This window comes from Paenibacillus illinoisensis NBRC 15959 (genome assembly GCF_004000925.1).
GTDB classification, from domain to species: domain Bacteria; phylum Bacillota; class Bacilli; order Paenibacillales; family Paenibacillaceae; genus Paenibacillus; species Paenibacillus illinoisensis.
This window is the reverse complement of record NZ_BIME01000004.1, coordinates 381042-400179: the sequence shown is the minus strand read 5'-3', so window position 1 is coordinate 400179 and position 19138 is coordinate 381042. Positions and strand designations below refer to the sequence as shown.

The 19138-nt window shown below is 49.2% G+C and carries 15 protein-coding genes; 4 read left to right on the top strand and 11 right to left on the bottom strand.

The genetic code is table 11. From position 1 onward, the window contains the following. Nucleotides 1-7: 7 nt before the first annotated feature. Nucleotides 8-1972: an ATP-dependent DNA helicase gene (locus PIL01S_RS13175; RefSeq protein ID WP_127537895.1), complete on the bottom strand. Its 1965-nt coding sequence runs from the start codon at nucleotides 1970-1972 to the stop codon at nucleotides 8-10. A 188-nt stretch (nucleotides 1973-2160) separates the two neighbouring features. Between PIL01S_RS13175 and PIL01S_RS13170 the strand changes: the two genes are divergently transcribed. Both PIL01S_RS13170 and PIL01S_RS13165 read left to right on the top strand, forming a co-directional pair. After that, nucleotides 2161-3753 carry a catalase gene (locus PIL01S_RS13170; RefSeq protein WP_127537894.1) on the top strand — a complete coding sequence of 531 codons (1593 nt, stop codon included), beginning with the start codon at nucleotides 2161-2163 and terminating at the stop codon, nucleotides 3751-3753. 482 nt (nucleotides 3754-4235) lie between these two features. After that, complete coding sequence (locus tag PIL01S_RS13165) at nucleotides 4236-5600, top strand: right-handed parallel beta-helix repeat-containing protein (RefSeq protein ID WP_246058236.1); 1365 nt, start codon at nucleotides 4236-4238, stop codon at nucleotides 5598-5600. A 171-nt stretch (nucleotides 5601-5771) separates the two neighbouring features. On the opposite strand, the gene yaaA is transcribed toward PIL01S_RS13165, so the two are convergent. After that, nucleotides 5772-6524 (bottom strand): peroxide stress protein YaaA, encoded by a 753-nt coding sequence (yaaA, locus tag PIL01S_RS13160; RefSeq protein ID WP_127537893.1) that lies wholly within the window; start codon nucleotides 6522-6524, stop codon nucleotides 5772-5774. 337 nt (nucleotides 6525-6861) lie between these two features. Here yaaA and PIL01S_RS13155 point away from each other — a divergent pair, with 337 nt between their 5' ends. Further along, entirely contained in the window at nucleotides 6862-7632 is a 771-nt protein-coding gene (locus PIL01S_RS13155) for a hypothetical protein (protein ID WP_127537892.1), read from the top strand. A gap of 160 nt (nucleotides 7633-7792) precedes the next feature. On the opposite strand, the gene PIL01S_RS13150 is transcribed toward PIL01S_RS13155, so the two are convergent. The 6 genes from PIL01S_RS13150 to PIL01S_RS13125 form a co-directional block, all read right to left on the bottom strand. Continuing rightward, a complete protein-coding gene (locus tag PIL01S_RS13150) occupies nucleotides 7793-8380 on the bottom strand; it encodes a cell wall hydrolase (RefSeq protein ID WP_127537989.1) in 588 nt (195 codons plus the stop codon). 523 nt (nucleotides 8381-8903) lie between these two features. Further along, on the bottom strand, nucleotides 8904-10121 hold the full coding sequence (locus PIL01S_RS13145) for an MFS transporter (RefSeq protein ID WP_127537891.1): 1218 nt from the start codon (nucleotides 10119-10121) through the stop codon (nucleotides 8904-8906). Between the two features lie 112 nt (nucleotides 10122-10233). Next, the gene (locus PIL01S_RS13140; RefSeq protein WP_127537890.1) at nucleotides 10234-11049 is read right to left on the bottom strand and encodes a carbohydrate ABC transporter permease; all 816 of its coding nucleotides are present in this window, start codon (nucleotides 11047-11049) and stop codon (nucleotides 10234-10236) included. Between the two features lie 40 nt (nucleotides 11050-11089). Further along, nucleotides 11090-11962, bottom strand: coding sequence for a carbohydrate ABC transporter permease (locus PIL01S_RS13135; RefSeq protein WP_174818694.1), 873 nt, complete (start codon nucleotides 11960-11962; stop codon nucleotides 11090-11092). A 3-nt stretch (nucleotides 11963-11965) separates the two neighbouring features. Further along, nucleotides 11966-13240 (bottom strand): ABC transporter substrate-binding protein, encoded by a 1275-nt coding sequence (locus PIL01S_RS13130; protein WP_095359329.1) that lies wholly within the window; start codon nucleotides 13238-13240, stop codon nucleotides 11966-11968. A gap of 44 nt (nucleotides 13241-13284) precedes the next feature. Then, nucleotides 13285-14487, bottom strand: a complete 1203-nt coding sequence (locus tag PIL01S_RS13125) for an LLM class flavin-dependent oxidoreductase (RefSeq protein ID WP_127537889.1) — start codon at nucleotides 14485-14487, stop codon at nucleotides 13285-13287. A 499-nt stretch (nucleotides 14488-14986) separates the two neighbouring features. Between PIL01S_RS13125 and PIL01S_RS13120 the strand changes: the two genes are divergently transcribed. Next, entirely contained in the window at nucleotides 14987-15859 is an 873-nt protein-coding gene (locus tag PIL01S_RS13120) for a helix-turn-helix transcriptional regulator (RefSeq protein WP_127537888.1), read from the top strand. Between the two features lie 102 nt (nucleotides 15860-15961). Here the strand turns inward: PIL01S_RS13120 and PIL01S_RS13115 are convergent, their stop codons facing one another. The 3 genes from PIL01S_RS13115 to PIL01S_RS13105 all read right to left on the bottom strand — a co-directional run bounded on the left by PIL01S_RS13115 (nucleotide 15962) and on the right by PIL01S_RS13105 (nucleotide 19131). Beyond that, a complete protein-coding gene (locus PIL01S_RS13115) occupies nucleotides 15962-16867 on the bottom strand; it encodes a hypothetical protein (RefSeq protein ID WP_246058222.1) in 906 nt (301 codons plus the stop codon). A 26-nt stretch (nucleotides 16868-16893) separates the two neighbouring features. Further along, complete coding sequence (locus PIL01S_RS13110) at nucleotides 16894-18261, bottom strand: nucleotide sugar dehydrogenase (RefSeq protein WP_127537886.1); 1368 nt, start codon at nucleotides 18259-18261, stop codon at nucleotides 16894-16896. 63 nt (nucleotides 18262-18324) lie between these two features. Continuing rightward, nucleotides 18325-19131: a response regulator transcription factor gene (locus PIL01S_RS13105; protein ID WP_127537885.1), complete on the bottom strand. Its 807-nt coding sequence runs from the start codon at nucleotides 19129-19131 to the stop codon at nucleotides 18325-18327. Nucleotides 19132-19138: the final 7 nt, after the last annotated feature.

Genomic DNA, 19138 nt, shown 5'->3' with positions numbered 1-19138 from the left:
AAACCAATCAGTGTGTCAACGTGGTCCATTCCACACCTTTGGGAAGCAGGGCCGCAATGCGGTCTTTGGCTTCCTTTCTGGTATACAGCGATTCATCGAGAATAACCGCAGAACCCGAGTCACTGCTTGTGCGAATCAAACGTCCCAGACCTTGCTTCACGCGCAGCAGCATGTATGGAAGATCAATCTCTTCGTACGGTGCCGCCGATGCACTGCGTTTAGCATTAAATACAGGATCCTGCGGTGGATAGGGAAGCGACCAGATCATGACATTGGATAATGAAGGTCCTGGAACGTCCAGTCCCTCCCACAGATTGACGGAGCACAGCACACTCTCCTCATCCTGCTGGAACGCTGCAATCAGATCACTGATCTCCCGGTCGCCTTCGTACATGAATCGCAGTCCCTGCGCTTCCGGGACATGAACGATGTCCTGTTTAAACGTTAGCAGCTCTTCCATGGTACGGAACAGAATAAGCGCACGACCGCCACTTTCCTGAAGCATCGACACAGCATCGCGCATCCGATTTTCGTTCTCCGGGTGACCTGGTATAGCTTGATCTGTAATCTTCATCTGCATTTTATCCGCATAGTCATATGGAGAAGCAACCGAGAATGATACAAAATCATCAATCCCCAGACTGTCCGCTACATAACGGAAGGAATTGTCCACAGACAAGGTTGCAGACGAGAATACAATTGGAATCCCGGTATTGAACACGCGCTCGTTCAGGATTTCTTTTACCGTGCGAGGCATGATGGACAGTGTCGTCTCGTCCTCATTCTCTTCAGCCCAGCAAATGTAGCCATCTTCCTTGCGGAACAGAGACAATGCTGTCTGGATCATATCCAGATGTTCTTCCACTACTCGCATTTGATACCCATCCAGCGAGAACAGTCCGCTCTCAAACACCAATTCTTCACCGATGGCATCCAGCACACTGGTCAGACGTTCAATTTCACGCAGCAGCGGTGCTTCTACCCGAACTTCCTTCCGTTCCGATCCAGGGATAGCTACTGTGTAGGTATCCAGCAGCTTAAACAATCGTTCACTGCTCTCAATGGCTTCGTCCACACGTTCTGCAAGGGTTTCACGAATCTCCCCTTCCAAAAGCCGGGTTACAAGTTCCTCAAAGATGCGGTGTTTCAGTTTGTAGCTGAGTGCGTTCAGCGCTGCCTCTTCAAGCAGATGTCCTTCATCAAATACAACCGAGCTGTGATCAGGCAGCAGCGGCAGCTGTCCCTCGCGTTTGCGGGCCTCATAGGTCCACACATGCTCCATGTAATAATCATGGGAGCAGATGATGATGTCCTTGGAGCGGCGATAGTGGTCACGTGATAACGTCAGGCCGCAGCGTTGTCTTTTTGGACAAACAAAGCAATCCTGGAATGGGTCCCAGTTGATCTTGTTCCACTGGCGATCGTTCAAATGCGGATACTGTTTGCGGTCACCATAGGGATGGAAAGCCTGAAGCGTTCCAGGTGTATTCACGAAGTCCGGAAGGCTCTCATGCACTTCTTCAATGACAGGTGCATCCTCATCCGCGAATCGCACCGCACTTAATTTGTTCAAACAAACGTATTGATCTGGTGATTTACCAAGACGAGCGTCTACCTGAAGATCCAGATGTTCAGCCAGCTTCGCAATATCTCCGCCCGGCTTCACCAATTGTTCAATCAATGACTCATCGGCGCAGGCAATCACTGCCGGTTTGCCCGTATAACGTGCATAACAGACTGCATAGAGCAGGTAGACTAACGTCTTGCCTGTCCCTACACCAGCCTCAGCCATAATAGTCTTTTTATCTCCATAGGCCCGTTCGAGCTGGTACGCCATAAAAATCTGTTCATCCCGTACCTCGAAGCCGGACTCAGGCAAAATATCGTAAAAAACATCGGCTACCCACTCTCCCAATCGGGATACAAAGGGCTCTGCCGGGTCATATGCAAAAGGATAACGTTGTGTAGACAATCCTTGGTCAGCCTCCTTCTTATACAAGCGGTCCTCAACATTTCCCGTTCAAAAAAGGCCGCTGGGCAAAAGTCAATTATCTCACACCATGAGGTAAGTGACAAGCTTTTTTTACTACAAGAAATGTATAGAACAACGATGCAGGGAAAATATATATTCGAATCCATCAAAAGGAAAGGCGGTGCTCCATGAATCATCATTCTTCACACTCAGAGCATTCCCCAGACACGTCACCAGAGACTTTAACGGATCGTCAGGGCCATCCCGTCACTGATAATCAGAATGTCCGAACCGTCGGCAGCCGGGGACCCACTACGCTGGAGAATTATCATTTTCTCGAAAAAATTACGCATTTTGACCGCGAACGTATTCCTGAGCGGGTGGTACATGCACGCGGTGCTGGTGCTCATGGCATATTTGAAGCATACGGAACAGCGGGTGATGAACCCGTATCCAAATATACACGTGCTCGTCTGTTTCAGGAGAAAGGCAAACAAACCCCTGTGTTTGTCCGTTTTTCCACGGTAATCCATGGTGGGCATTCACCAGAGACGCTCCGTGACCCGCGCGGCTTCGCTGTGAAATTTTATACCGAAGACGGCAACTGGGATCTGGTTGGCAACAACCTGAAAATCTTTTTCATTCGTGACCCGTTGAAATTCCCGGATATGGTACATGCCTTTAAACCGGACCCGTTGACCAATGCACAGGACATGGAGCGGTTTTTCGACTTCGTTTCGCTTAGTCCAGAAGCTACCCATATGATTACGTTCCTCTTCTCTCCATGGGGAATACCGGCCAATTATCGCCAAATGCAGGGATCGGGCGTCAATACATACAAATGGGTAAACCAAGAAGGCATGGGCGTACTCATTAAATATCACTGGGAACCCCTCAAACAAGGGATACGGAACCTGCTGCAAAAAGACGCGAGCGAGATTCAGGGACAGAATTTCAACCATGCCACCCTGGATCTGTATCATGCGATTGAACAGGGCGATTACCCGGAGTGGGAGCTGTGCGTTCAGATCATGGAAGACGGCGAACATCCGGAGCTGGACTTCGATCCACTCGATCCGACCAAGCTGTGGCCCCCAGAGCAATTTCCATTTTTGCCTGTTGGAAAAATGACCTTGAACCGCAATCCTGAGGATTACTTTAACGAAGTGGAACAAGCTGCGTTTGGCACGGGTGTTCTCGTGGATGGGCTGGATTTCTCGGATGACAAATTACTGCAAGGGCGCACCTTCTCCTACTCGGATACCCAACGTCACCGGGTTGGTGCGAACTATCTGCAGCTGCCTGTGAATGCTCCCAAAAATCGCGTAGCTACCAACCAAAGCGGTGGTCAGATGCAGTACAAGGTGGATCGCGCTCCAGGACAGAACCCGCATGTGAACTACGAGCCTTCTTCTCTGGGGGGTCTTTCCGAAGCGGCTCCACGCGGCAAGGAGCATGAACCTCTTATTGAAGGTCGTCTGGTTCGGGAGAAAATTCCGCGTCCTAACGACTTCGGTCAAGCCGGTGATACATACCGGGCGTTTGAAGATTGGGAGCGAGAGGAACTGGTCAGCAACCTGGTTGATGCACTCTCCAAATGTAAACCGGACATTCGTGAACGCATGATCTCACACTTCACTCAGGCCGATGCCGACTACGGTCGCCGTGTAGCTGAAGGACTGGCATCTGTGCCGACCGATGACAGTGCCACGGTTCAGCCGAAACATGAACCAAGCACGGAAGAAGCATCCCGGCGCGGGCACGAAGCAGATCCGTATTAAAATTCGAAACAAGGACAGCTGTGACAGAAGAGGTTAGCAAGTAGTACCGTATCGAAATTCATTTTGGATCGTGACCACCATGTGGCAAGGGTCCCGATGGCATCTGCCTAATGCAGCTGTAATCGGGGCTTTTTTGAGTTATATCCATGGACAAATAATCTTCCAATTAAGTCCGTCTTTTCCAAGTTTGATGAAGACCAGGTTCATTTCGGTGGATCAACCTTGTTTTCATGCCATTTTGTCATCCAGTTGACCCCTTCCCCGCGTTCATTTCAGATGATTGCTCGTTAAATTAAGGCGATCTGCCAATGTAAGGATTATGCACCACCTTTTAGATAGCAACACTTGAGACCTCAACGTCTGACATACCGGCTTGTATAGCTGACCTAATGAAATGATTATTGTTGATAACGCTTACACGTTTTACGATGAACCTGTGCCTTACCGAAATGCACTATCCCATTAACCAAGGAGGTTTCACAATGAAATGGTTCCCTTCTGTTTCTAATTATCCATCTGTACGCTCTGAACGTTCGTTGAAATCGAAAATGGCCTGCCTCTGCCTGTGTGCTGCTTTTCCTGTATTGTTATTTGGCGGGGGGTCCGCTGGAGCGTTGGAACTCATCGAGAATGGTGCACAAAATTCATCAGAACAGGCTGCCTCGACAACTACCGCTACACTCGCTGCTGGTGATTTATATGTCGCTCCTAACGGATCAGCGAGCAATCCGGGAACACTGGCAAGCCCAACCACACTCGCAAATGCACTGACTCAGATTGCTCCGGGCAAGACCATTTATCTGCGAGGTGGAACCTACAGCTTTTCGGAAACGGTTACCATTGAACGAGGCAACAGCGGGACATCGGGACAGCGCAAAAATCTGATTGCCTACGGAACGGAGAAGCCTATCTTCGATTTCTCGGCCCAAGCCTTTGCGTCCACGAATCGGGGCTTGCAAATGTTCGGGGACTACTGGTTGGTTAAAGGGCTTGAAGTAAAAGGGGCAGGCGATAACGGGATTTTTATCGGGGGCAGTTACAACCGTCTGGAGCAGATCGAGGCTCATCATAATCGGGATACGGGGATTCAGCTGGGACGATATGCTTCCACCGCCGCCAAGAGTGAATGGCCTGCTTACAATGAAGTCATCCGCTCCTACTCTCACGACAATTATGATCCTGATAACGGCGAGGATGCAGACGGCTTTGCCGCGAAATTGACCGTGGGCCCGGGCAACCTCTTCGATGGCTGCATTGCAGCATACAATGTGGATGATGGATGGGATCTATACAGCAAAACGGATACGGGTGCTATCGGTGTGGTCACGATTCGTAACAGTATTGCGTACGCCAATGGAGCTACTTCCGACGGTACATCCACCACCGATAGCGATGGAAACGGATTCAAGCTAGGCGGCGAGAAAATTGCCGTGAATCATATTGTGGAAAACAGTATTGCCTTTAATAATAAAAAACATGGCTTCACATACAACAGTAATCCCGGTTCGATCCAGATGAAAAATAACACCTCCTGGAACAACGGCCAAAGCAATTTTGCCTTTGATGTAGGCACCCACATCTTCACCAACAACCTGTCCTTCCAGGGCGGCGCCAGTGACAAAACAAGCGGAACGGACGTCAGCAGTACCAACGTCTGGTGGAAAAACAAAAAGAGCGTAAATGACAAAGGCCTGCTCGCAACTGCAGACGACTTTGTCTCCCTTGTACCATCTGTAACTCGCAGCAGCGATGGGACGCCCGTTCTGGGTAATTTCCTGAAGCTTGCTGCAGGGAGTGATCTGATTGGCTCGGGTACGCCATCCGGTACAAATATTGGCGCGAGGTAGTTGGTATGTAGTTTTGAGTTAGAGTTAAACATGTAAGTTGAGTGCACATGTGGAGTAAAGTGTAACGGTTTAAAGATAAACCCCCTTCACGATGCCAGCCAAATTTGCTGGTGTTGGTGAAGGGGGTTTTTGAGTTGCTGTGGAGATCCGGTTGTGACCTATGAATTTTCGCTAATTCTCCTTTGGATATATAAATACATAATTACTCTCATCCGACTTCTCTTCGGAGAAAACAAAATCTAACCGATCAAAGTTTCTAATCTCCTGTACATCTGTAATCTTACGCTCTGCCATATACCGCACCATCTCACCTCTGGCCATTTTCGCCCGGGTTGCCTTTTCAACCATCTTCCCATTGACCATTTGTCCAAATACACAATTGATAAATCGGGTTTCCTCGCTCAGAAAAGGAATGATGTTTTTGCTGTACTCTTTGGAAGCCAAATTTAGAATACAATTGCTCTCTGATTGAAGCTGATCTGCGAGCTTGCTGCCCCAAAAATGATAGAGCGAGCTGAAACCCGGACCTTGCAGCTTGCCCTGCATCTCCAACCGATAAGGTGTAACCCCGTCCAGAGGCCGTAACATGCCATAAAAACCGGATAATATGCGCAAATGCTGCTCCAGATACGCCAGTTCTTCCTGCTGAAAAACACCCGCTGCCATATACTGATACTGAATGCCCTCATAGGCATAGATGGCTGGCGTAAGATTGGCTTTTAGATTCATTTTTTGAATACGTTCCATGTTCTGTTCGGCGATTGCATCATTACACTTCCATAACGCTTTGAGCTCGTCATAGGATAACTTTTGGAGCACACTCAACAGCTGTTCTGACTCGTTTATAAAACGCGGCATCTGCGCGCTGGTCATCAGATCGGTATCGATCTTCATCTTTTTGGCAGGTGATATGATAATTCTCATCGTGCTGATCCATCCTTAATCTACCGTTGTTTTTATCGTTATCCATTGTACAGGATTGGACAGGCGAATCCAATGGTGAAGCATATTTTCCTCTTTTGTCTTAGTAAAAAACTTGGAACAAACAGACTGTAGTCTAGGTTACATTTCAAAATGACCAATCGATCGAACCCGCTTTGTCTGGCATAGGCCCTTGCTACTAGACCCAAGCAAGAACTTATCAATATGCTATTAGCTGAAGTTGGGCCCATATTCTCATGGTCACCATGAACTGTTTTGTTATGATTATGTACGATGTATTTGTATTGCTATTTTCCAAAGAGAAAGGGTGCCGCATTTTATGTTTGTTTTTCATTTACTGCTCGCTCTTGCACTTTTGGGCGGTTCAGGCAGCTCCAATGATGCCACATCTGCACCACTGGAAATCAATCCGTTACAGCCTCACCCTGCTGATTCTGAGCTTGTCTTGGAATCCGGTTTAAAGCCTTTCCGTGCAGAACTAACATACAAAGGACTTAAGCCAGATTATAATCCATTCGAGCAAGCTGCCAGCGATCTTCAGGATAAGCTTTTTGAAAGTGCACCATCTCCGCTTCTGTCCGAACCGGGAGATACAGGCACATTTGATTACGGCGGACAACTCAAACTGTTAAAAGCTGTGCATCTGAAACAAAGTATTGAATTCGGGCCATTAACGATTCATATTATGGATGTTCAATTATTAGAGGCTCGTGAGATTCCTGAGGATTCCCGAGAAAACATTGTAATTCTCAATCAAGAAGATATCGGTTCTGATATGACTTATATCAAAATCGTCTACAGTGTAGAAAATACAACGGATCAAAATATCGGATTTTACGGTTTGAATTCAATCCATCCGAACACGGGTAAACCCATCTCAGCAGATCGTAATTTCATGAGGAAACCTTATGTTTATCATCAATACGACGGCGTAGTCATGGATAATATGGGCTATGGTTTCGTATATACAGATGACCCCGACAAGCTGGAATCCATTGAATTGGTTTTCAATAGAATCTATGACTATGACACCGGAGAGACCATTGTAGAGCCTACTTCGTTGAGTATTCCTTTCACGGTCCAACCATAAAAATAAACTCATATTTACTTCAGTGCCGAGATATCATTTGTCCACGATAACATTATTGTTAAACCCCAGCCACGTACCTGCAGAAGCGCAGCATACACAACTGGGGTTCCTTGTTGTTATTAAAAAAATGTATTTGCTCTATCTACTGCCTCAACCTGCCTCATCTCGTAAAATCATGCTGCCCAATCGTCAGGAGTGTCGGCCTGCTTTTGCTCCATAGCGAGGTTGCGATCTTCGGATTGTAATAATAGAGCGCACCATTCGTCGGATCAACACCATTCAAAGCTTTCCGTGCTGCCTTATAAGAAGTAGCCGTTGGCTTTGTATTGAACTGACCATCATCAATCGCAGTGAACTGCCCTTTCTGGAAAATCACCTGCGGGATGGATGACGGAAATGCATTGGATTGCACCCGATTCAAGACGACCGCCCCTACAGCAACCTGTCCTTCAAAGGATTCCCCGCGCGCTTCCCCGTGAATTAGCTTCGCCAACTGGCGCAGCGTCTCACCTTCGGCTTTGGCCTTTTTGTTCAGCCTATTCAGTGTCGCCGGGCCTGCAATCCCATCCGCACTCAGGCCCTGAGCCTGCTGAAATTTGCGTACAGCGCTTTTGGTAATGGAACCGTAATATCCGGTCAATCCGGCTTTGAAGTAACCCAGATCCCGCAATTGCTCCTGCAATTGCAGCACATGCTCACTTTGAACGCCCTGCTCCAGCTTCTGAGCTCCCGCAGATGGAGCTGCCATCGTGAGGCCAAGAGCAATCGCAAAGGCACTGAGTAGTACACTGACTCGTCCTGCTCTTTTGCCAGCCTTTTTCCCCCTCCGATGAGTTACTGCCCGACTCACGGTGATCGGTTCCATGTTGCCAGCAATTTTACTTAATTCTAACCTATAGGCCCTGATCAGTTCATTGGCACTTTTCGTTCCATTCACATTATGCTTTGTAGCCATTTTATTCGTTTGATCCATTTTATTATCGTTTTTCATGATTCAATTAACCTCCATTATTCTGAGTCCAGACCCCACTTTTTCCCCTGAACCCTCCCTTATGGACATCCCGAGTGTCATTATAGGATATCGCCAAAGTGCCGTCTATCGGACCGATGGAGCATGAAAAACAGGGCCTTGAATATAGCAAAAAGAGGCATGAGCCCATGGTCATATCAGGGCTATGCCTCTTCTTGTATCAACCTTATGCCGCTTGTCCAGCCTCCATTTCCGTAGGCAGGCAGACCCGCACAAAAGTTGCGCTTGAATTTATTTACATCTACTCTGCCAGTTCCTGACCCTTCGTTTCCCGGCCAAGGAACAGTACAGCTGCTGCCCCAATCAGGATTGTCACGAAGAAAATCGTGAAAATCATGCTGATGGCTACCTCACGCTGAACCAGCATGCCGACCATCAATGGAGCAAGTACGCCCCCGACGCGGCCCACCGATGTGGCAAGACCCACACCTGTCGAACGAACCGAATCTGGATATAGTTCCGGACTATACGCGTACAGACCACCCCATGCCCCCAGATTGAAGAAAGAAAGGCAGATGCCTGCGGTGAGAATCGCCGCTTCAGTTGTTGCCAAACCAAAAGCAATTGCACTCACTGCCGTCAGTGTAAGATAAACGACCAGGACGAATTTACGTCCGTACCGCTCGATAAAATAAGCCGCTGTAAAGTAACCTGGCAGCTGTGCCAAGGTCATAATCAGCACGTACTGAAAGCTTTTGACCAGAGTGAAGCCTTTGGCCATCACGACGGAAGGCAGCCACAGGAACATGCCATAGTAGGAGAATATTACCGTAAACCACAAGATCCAGAGCATGATGGTTGTCCGGCGATGCGGAGCAGACCATACTGCAGCCACTTTCTCCCGGAACGTCGTCTTCCGGATGGTCTTGTTTTGCTTGTAACGCGGCGGGTCCTGAATGACACGGCGCAGATACAGCGCGTAGAATGCCGGAACGGCACCAATCGCAAATGCAATTCTCCAGCCGTATTCAGGAATCACAAAGTTGGCAATGAGTGCCGATACAATCCAGCCTCCAGCCCAGAAACTCTCCAGCAACACGACGGCACGGCCGCGTTCTGCTGTTGGCATGGACTCTGATACCAGTGTCGAGGCTACAGGTAGCTCGCCACCAAGCCCAATTCCAGCAATCAGGCGCAGTACGCACAGTACGGCAAAACCGGTCGCCAGTGCAGACAAACCGCTCGCAATGGTGAAGATTAACAGGGTCCACATCAAAATGGCCTTACGGCCAAAACGGTCAGCGAGTGCACCCGCAAGCAATGCACCCAGCGCCATACCGATGGAGTTGATACTGGTCAGCACACCGACTTGTCCGGGACTGAGGCTCCATTCCTTGGCAAGAGCTGCCACGATGAAGGAAATCATGCCAACCTCCATTGCATCAAACAGCCAGCTCATCCCGGCACTAAACAGCAGCTTGCGCTGCTTGGGATTCCGCAACACTTCCAGTTTAGTCATAACGATAGCTCCTTGATCTCTATGTAGTCATTCTGACACTAAACCATTATTATGCAGAATGATCCAGAAATCAATGAAAAATACGCTCTCCTCCACGTCACCTTCCAATAGCTCACCCCTTGAGTGAACCCGCTGTCAGACCTGCAACAAAATAACGCTGGAGCAAAATGAACAGCACAATCATCGGAATGGCCGTCACCAGTACTCCCGTCAGCATCATCGGATAGTTCGTCACGTACTCCCCGCGGAACTGCATAAGTGCCAGCGGTAACGTCAATTTGGACTTGCTGCTGAGCATGAGCATCGGAATGAGCAGATCATTCCAAACCATGACCAGCAGGAACGTAGCCGTTGCCGCAAGTGAAGGCGCAGCCAGCGGCAGCGCAATCCGTGTGTATAGGCGCCACTCGCTTGCCCCATCCATGCTGCCCGCCTCCAGAATTTCGGCATTCAGCATGCGCATGAAACCCGTCAGCATGAATACGGAGACAGGCATCAGCATGGCGGCCGATACAACGATCAGGCCCGTCAGACTGTCAGACCAGCCCAGCGTACGTGTAAGGGAGTAGATCGGCAGCATGCTGACCTGGGAAGGAACAATAAGCCCAGCCACAAACAGGCCAAACACAATTTTACCCACGCTTCCGCCCCAGCGAACAATGGCGTAGGCAATCATGCTGCTCAGCAGCAGCTCAATCACCACCGTACCCAGTGTCACGACAAGACTGTTTCCGAAATATTGCCACATTGGTTGATTGCGAAACATGCCCGTAACGTTATCCCATGTAAACGGATCAGGCCAGCTGAATGGACTGGTAAAGAAGTTGCTGCTTGTTTTGAATGAGGATACAAATACGAAGTACAGCGGCACGATAATCAGCAGCGCGTACACCAACAATATCAGGCGATTGAACCATTTAAGAAACATGTGAACTCCCTTCTGCCTCTTGTGTAAGCACGTTCCGGCATCAATAGCTTACCCGGTCGGCACGCAGTGCCTTGAACTGCACAAACGTCAGCAAGGCCAGCAGAACCAGGAAGATCATCGAACCCGCAGAAGCGAGGCCAAATGAATAGCTGCCAAAGGCGGTATGATAGATATACGTCGTCAAAATTTCAGTTGCGTAGTTCGGGCCTCCGTCCGTCATGGTGAAAATAAGATCAAATGCCTTAAACGATTGGATCGTTGTATAGGCAACGACAATCGTAGCCGAAGGGGCAAGCAGCGGCCAGGTCACCGTACGGAATACCTGCCATTTGCTGCCACCGTCCATTCGGGCGGCCTCATACAGTTCAGCCGGAATACCTTGCAGGCCAGCGATAAACACAATCATCATTTGCCCGGCATGAGCCCAGACCTGCACGGCTGCAATGGAGTAGATTGCAATTTTGGGATCACCGATCCAGTTGCGTGCAAGACTCTCCATACCTGCCCCGTTTAACCCATAGTTGATCAATCCAATGGATGGATCATACATGAAAGCCCAGATCAACCCAACCGATACGGAGGACAAAATGGCCGGGAGAAAATACAGGGCGCGAAGTACAATCCGCGTTTTGGTGTTTCGGACGAGCAGTAATGCCAGCACAAGTGAAATAAAGGTTTGGGCAATAACCACCGTGAGCATGAATTCAACGTTATTGCCAAAAGCCTTGCGAAAGACGATGCTGCTGAGACTGTCCTTATAATTATCCAGCCCTACAAACGCATACGACGGGGATACCCCGTCCCAATCCGTAAAGGAGTAGAACAGCCCCGTCAATGTAGGAAATACGAACAGTCCCACGTACAGCAGCAACCCGGGTAACAGAAACAGGGATAGCTGAATACGATTCTTCATGACTTATTTCCCGATATGCTGATCGATGATCGCTTGTGCCTGCTGCGCAGCTTCTTCAGGAGAAGTACCGCTAAGCACAGCCTGAATGGAGTTGGTGACTGCCTTCTGATTATCTCCGTTCAGAATGGTGAACCGTGGCTGGAACACGGTCTTTTTGTTTGCCCACTCCCCTGCAACCTGGAGTTCGGCAGAATCATACTTCACGTCATTTACGGTTACGTTCTGACCCGTCTGGTTGGCATACGCTCCAGCCACTTCGGGTTTGCTCAGAAACTCGATAAATTTCTTCGCTTCTTCCGGATGTTTGGACTTGCTGTTTACCGCAAGCATGAACGTCGTGGTATGAACCCCTTCATACTTTGCCTGATCTGCACTTACGGTAATAGGTGCAAGCAGCTTTTGCTCCAAATTCGGATTTTGCAGCTTGTTCTGAGCGAGCTGATAGGAACCACTTGCAAGCATGGCTGCCTTCTCTTGAATGAACAGCGCTCCTGCCGCCGGGTCCTTGGTACCCAGTGCATCCTGCTGGAAGTAGCCTTTATCGTTCAGCTCCTTAATTTGCGTGAGTGTTTTCACCCAGAACTCATCTGTCAGTTTCGCCTCGCCTGCTTCCACTTTGGTAAAAATGTCGTCACTTGGTGCATTATTCATCACCATGGTGTTCATGAACTGCCCTGGACCAATGTCCGCTCCCGCAAAGGCAATCGGGATAATTCCGTTATCTTTCAGTGTCTGGCAGAGCGCCAGGAAACTGTCCCAGTCCTTCGGCGGTGTCAGACCGTATTTTTCAAACAGCTTCACATTATAAATTGGATCGTTGTATACGAGCTGATACGGAATGGCATATTGCTTGCCATCCAGCTGGCCTGCCTCGATCAGCTTGGAGTTATAGGCAGAGAGAAAAGATGATCCTGTCAGGTCCGTGAACAATCCGGCTTTGGTAAAAGCATCGAATTGTGCACCCGGGAAGGAGGCAAATACATCCCCTACCGAACCATCACTGATTTTGGATTGTACTGTGGATTGATACTGGTCTGAAGGGAGCGTCTGCATCTCCACATGAATGTTCGGGTTTTCCTTTTCAAATGCATCAATGGTTTTGTTCAGCGCTTCAGCATCTTCACCGCGCCAGTGCATGAAGCTAATGGTGACTTTGCCTGAACCGGAGGAACCGTTCTCGCCTGCTGCAGAGTTATCCCCGCCCCCACAAGCGGACAGCAGCAAGGACATGACCAGCATACTGACCAGGGGAAGGATGAATTTTTTATTTTTTCTCATGAAAGACGACCTCCTGAGTAATGTTGAATTAGGTGATAATTGAATTAATTGCTGCTAAGCTGATGCTTCACATTTCTCGCACTCCACTTGCTGCGAATGATCGGCATTACTTTCTCGCCAAATATTTCGGCTTCTTCCAGATGTGGATAGCCTGACAATATGAATGTGGTCACGCCGAGATCCGCGTATTCCATCAGACGCTCAGCAACTTGTTCTGATGTGCCCACGATGAGGATTGCCCCGCCTGAACGGACAACGGACAAACCTGTCCACAAGTTGGGCCCTACAACGAATTGCTGTTTCTCGGACAATTCACGGAGCTCATTCTGTCTGCGCTGGTTGGTGGCGTCTGTCTCAGCAAAAGCCGCTTTCGCTTTCTCAATGGCTTCAGGGGGAACTTTGCTAATAATCTCCCACGCTGCTGCCCAAGCTTCTTCCTCGGTATCCCGAATAAGTACCTGTGCCCGCATTCCGTAACGCAACTGGCGATCCTGTCCTGTTTCATGTTTCACCTGTTCGCGGATCACTTCGATCTCCTCAATCTGTTCCTGAATCCAGTCGTGCGGTTCACCCCACATGAGGAACGTATCCGCATGCTCTACAGCCACTCTTTTGGCAATGGGTGAACTTCCCCCCAGATAAAATGGAGGGTAGGGCTTCTGGACCGTTTCCGGCATGCCTACCGGACCCTTAAAGTTGTAATACTGACCATTAAACTCCGAATTATCATCGCTGGATGCTTCGGCGTTCGCTTTGGAACCACTTCCGGCAAACTCGGTCAGGTTGAGTCCGGTCGATTGTGTCCACGAACGCTTCATCACTTCCATGTACTCGCTCGCCCGTACGTAACGTTCGTCATGGGCATGCGCCAGCGGATCTCCCAGTTCCTCCAGATCTCGGACCGAGCTACCCGTCACGACATTAATCATGGCACGTCCACCAGAGAGTTGATCTAGTGCAGCTCCCATCCGTGCGGCGAGCACCGGTGTAACCAGGCCTGGTCGAATGGCCACGAGAGGACGAAGTGTTTGAGTGTGACTCATTACTGCCGAACCGACGACCCAAGCATCCAGACATGCCCCACCGGTCGGGATCAATACGAATTCAAATCCTGCCGTTTCGGCCGTTTGTGCTACCTGTATCAAATAATCCAGGCTCGGTTCCCGTTCCGGGGCGACCCCAACATATTTTCCGTCTCCAGCCGTTGGCAAAAACCATCCGAATTTCAGTTCTTCGTGTTCACTCATATAAGGTCATTCCTCTCTGTTGATAAATAAAGTCCCATTTCAAAAATAAAACTAACAGCTGCGAAGTAGCCGTTCCGGTAACGAATCGTCTTCCGATCGCTGTTATCCCCGGATTTTTTTGCATCCCTTTCTCAAGGGGAAAATCCCGGGATAAAGGCGAGCGTTACACTTCTCCAGAATCGATTTCGTCCCCTCCACTACTTTTACACTTATCAAAAACGGATTTTAAGATTGCGCCTTATTTTCTAATTGTAATTTGTAAGAAGCATTCGAATACCGATTAATTAACTTGGTTTAATAGGTATGGTCATCATATCAATTGATTTGTCTGTGATCAATGTCATTTTACGACAATTTTATTTTGTCATTTTGTGGTCATCTTACAGGAATAAGTCATCCTGTTCTTGAATATGTACAAAACCCACCTGTATAATAGGGTATATTATATTAACTCACAGATAGATATTGAAATTAAACTTATTTTAAAGAGGTGTTCCTGATGACGGAGAGCATGAAGGAGGACCACCACGAGTTTTTGGATATTATTTTTTTTACTCCGTCCGAATTCGAGAAAGCTGGTGGAGCCTGGCCAATACGAATTGGACGCAATATCGCCAAGAACAATTATCATATCGGCCCTCGTACAACACCTTATCATTACCTGCTGTTTGTCCTCGAGGGAGAGGGTACTTTTATACAGAACGGACAACAGTATCCCCTTAGGGCCCGGGATGCATTCTGTCTGTTTCCGCATGTCACTCATGAGTATTGGACTGATCCCAAGGAGCCGCTCCAGAAGATCTTTATCGCCTTTGATGGTACCCATGCAACCGAACTTCTCTCGCGGCTTGGACTTACGCCAGATGCTCCTCATCGTTCCGCTATACTGACTCCGGAGACGGCTAGTGGAATGCGTGCTTTTATGGAGGAAGTTCGCAGACCTCAGGGGGGAGCAAGTGACCTGGGACGACTCACCCGGTTTCTCGGTCTGTTTGATCGCGTTTCTCGTTCCTCTGCCGCCAAGGGACTGCAGCCGGATGCGGCTATCCCCTGGCTGCAAAAAGGGAAGGAATACATGGATATCCATTTTGCCGGAGGGATCACGGTAGAGGGCGTATCTGCTCATGCGGGGGTGGACCGAACCCATTTTGCCAAACAATTTCGTAAAGCGTACGGGTTGTCTCCGGTGCAATACATCCAGCAGCTCAAAATGGACCAGGCCAAGCGCCTGCTCGTCCAAACCCCTTTGACCTTGACGGAAGTAGCTCATTCGGTCGGTTATCCGGATTTATTTTCCTTCTCCAAAGCGTTCAAAAAACAGGTGGGTCTGCCGCCCAATCGGTACCGGACAAGCGAAAACGGTAAAAGCTGATTGCCAAGTCCAGCGCGGCAAAAAGCAAATAAAAAGAAAAAGGCAAGTCTCCATTCACCGGAAACTTGCCTTTTTGCTATCCTGCTTTTCCCATACTGTCCGTTATTTCTCCTCATCACTCTTGCGAGCCAGGGGAAGTCCGTTTTCCTTCGCATACCACGCTTCATAATGATGCACAGCGACTCCAGCAAAGGAGGAATGAGATCCGGCCAGGTCAAACACCCTGGCGATCTCTTCATCCATATTGCTTATGGATTTCCCGAAAAAGGTCAGATGCTCACCCTCATGTGTATCGGCAAGCTCCGCTCCAATCCATACGTCCTTATGCAGTTCATCCGCCTCATCCAGCTCTTCCTTCGACAGGTCGTACATCTGCTGACCACTATCCCGGTAAGCCATGATCGCAACGGCATCAAAGTGGGAAATGACCCACCTACTGAACGTTCCTCCGCCTTCGGTTGCCTGACGGGCATCCAGCCAGAACGGTATGGCTGCACTCATATAGAGTCCCGCATCCTTACCAGCTTTCGTCCAGGCCTTCATGTTGTCACTCCACTCTGCAATGACGCTGTCCTGCTCATTCTCCCAGCGCTGCAGTTGGTAGGGCTCCACATCCAGCTGAATGCCTTCGAAACGCTCATTTTTTGCCGAAGCGGCATTATACGCACGAATGCGCTCAATGAAAGCGAGTCCCTCTTCCTGTTTGTCCCTGTAGGCCCAGTCCGCATGACCATTCAGGGCATGTACCTGGATCTCTGCCTGCCGGGCAGAAGCAATGAATTTGCGATACGTATCATCCGATACCTCATCCTGTATCTGAAGGAAAATGACATCAACACCCTGCTCCTTGGAGAAGGAGATGATATCCGGGGTCTGTTCTGCGATGATGGAAGCATCCCACAGCCAGGTCGCTTTTTTCTCCTCTGCCGAGAACCATTTGAACAGCCAGGGCAACAGCAGCAAACAAAAGGTCAGCGCGAGCAGAGCCCATTTTGTCCTCACCGACATCCTGCCCCAGCGAATCATGTTGTTTCTCAGACGAGCAACGCTTCACTTGGTTCCAGCACAGGATGCTGAACCGAGTGTCCAATTTTGTAGATGTGCGGCTGTGTGTATGTCCGGAACGCATTGCGTGTATCCAGAATTGGCACACCCAAATCGGCAATATCGCTGTATGGCAGATCTCTGTGGTTGGTAATCAGCACGATGCAGTCATATTTCTTGAATTGCTCCAGGTTGAATGCTTCGCTGTACACCGTATCGTCATGCTTGTCACGGAAGGAATCGGCATATGGATCGAAGTAGCTGACATTCGCTCCGCTTTCCTTGAACAGTTCATATACTTCGAGTCCCGGTGACTCACGCAGGTCTGCAATATTCGGCTTGTACGACATGCCGAGCAGCAGGATGTTGGAGTTCCGAACAGATTTCGCGTACTCGTTCAAAATGGTTGATGTTTTGTTCAGCACATAGTACGGCATGTTGTCATTGGTCGATTGTGCCAGCTCGATAAATTTGCTGTAGAAGCGGAACCCTTTCGCTTTCCAGGACAGATACATTGGATCAAGCGGAATGCAGTGACCGCCGATGCCTGGGCCTGGGTAGAACGGCATGAATCCGAAAGGCTTCGTCGCCGCTGCATCAATGACTTCCCAGATGTCGATGCCCATGCGGTCACACATCATTGCCATTTCATTTACAAACGCAATGTTTACGCTGCGGAACGTATTTTCCAGCAATTTGGACATCTCTGCCACTTTTGGCGAAGATACCGGTACAACCGTTTGTACATACTTGCTATACAGCGCCGTTCCGAGTTTCAGGCAAGCTTCTGTGGTCCCCCCGATAACTTTCGGCGTATTGTACGTGGTGAAACGTCCGTTGGACGGGTCCACTCGTTCAGGCGAGAAGCAGAGGAAGTAGTCCTTGCCAGCTTCGTGTCCGATTTTGTCCAGCTTTTGCTGAATCAATTCCTCAGTTGTACCCGGATAGGTTGTACTCTCCAGTGTAATCAGCATGCCCGGTTTCATGTGCAGTTTGATCTGATCCACTACAGTCTCGATGTAGGATGTATCCGGATCCTGGTTCTCACTGAGCGGTGTTGGCACGCAGATGCTCAAGGCATCAATGACGCGCAGCATGCTGTAATCCGTTGTAGGCTGGAAGCGGCCTGTTTGCATCACTTTTTTCAATTCCTCGGACGAGATATCGTGAATATAGGAATCCCCATTATAGATACTGTCGACCTTGGACGCATCCAGGTCAATACCGATTACCGTAAAGCCTTGATTCACCATTTCCACGGCAAGTGGAAGTCCTACGTAACCGAGCCCGACCACGCCGAGCACCGCTTCTTTGTTTTCAATGGCATTCAGTAAAGTATGGAATTGTTGATTCTCCATGATATTCCCTCCAGGTTAATGTATTTGTAATGTTCCGTAATTCCGTTTCGGTTGATCATCTTATTAGTGCAGGCAGCGACGAATACGTGCATCCAGCTCCACAGGGGAGAAAGGTTTGGTCATATAATCGTCCACACCGCTGCGGAAGCATTGGCTGATCGTCTGTTCGACACGCTGCTCGGTCAGCACAACAATCTTCGGCGGCTGCTCGACATCCAGGTTCTGAATATGGTGAATGAACGGCAGGCCGTCAATGCCATACAGATTCAATTCGGTCAGCACCAGATCAGGTGACACCTTCTCAATCAATTCAAGTGCAGCCAGTCCATCTACAGCTTCATACGTCTCATAACCTTGCATTTTCAGGCGGAGCTGCAGGAACTCGCGAACCGTTGGATCGTTATCCACGATCAAAATTCTGCCCGGCTCGTCCGCCGTATTGTCCAGCGTGTAGATATGAATCTCCTCAGGGTCAACCAGCTTCGCGGATTCAGCCATGTGCTGAATCGTCGCCTGAGAAGGACGCTCACTATCCTTGAAGCTCGCCAGCGTAATCTGCGGCTCGGCTCCAGGAACCGTCTCCTGCAGCTCATGCTTGATGCGAAGCCCTTCATAGTGGACTTCGTTCAGCGTCAAACCAGGCAGCAGGACCGCAAGCGTCTGGGTTGCCCCATCCTTCCACAGCTGGAAGGCGAACTCACTCGTTTGCTCCAGATAGTTCCTGACCTGCTGCTCCGGCTGGGCCTGTACACCTCCGCAATGGATGAACATTAAGCCGCAAGTTCCGGCACCCGTATCCTTCAATCCCTGTTCTACACTTCGGTACACATTAACGGCAGCTTCACGCTGCAATGTTGCCGTATTAGGCATGTTCTTT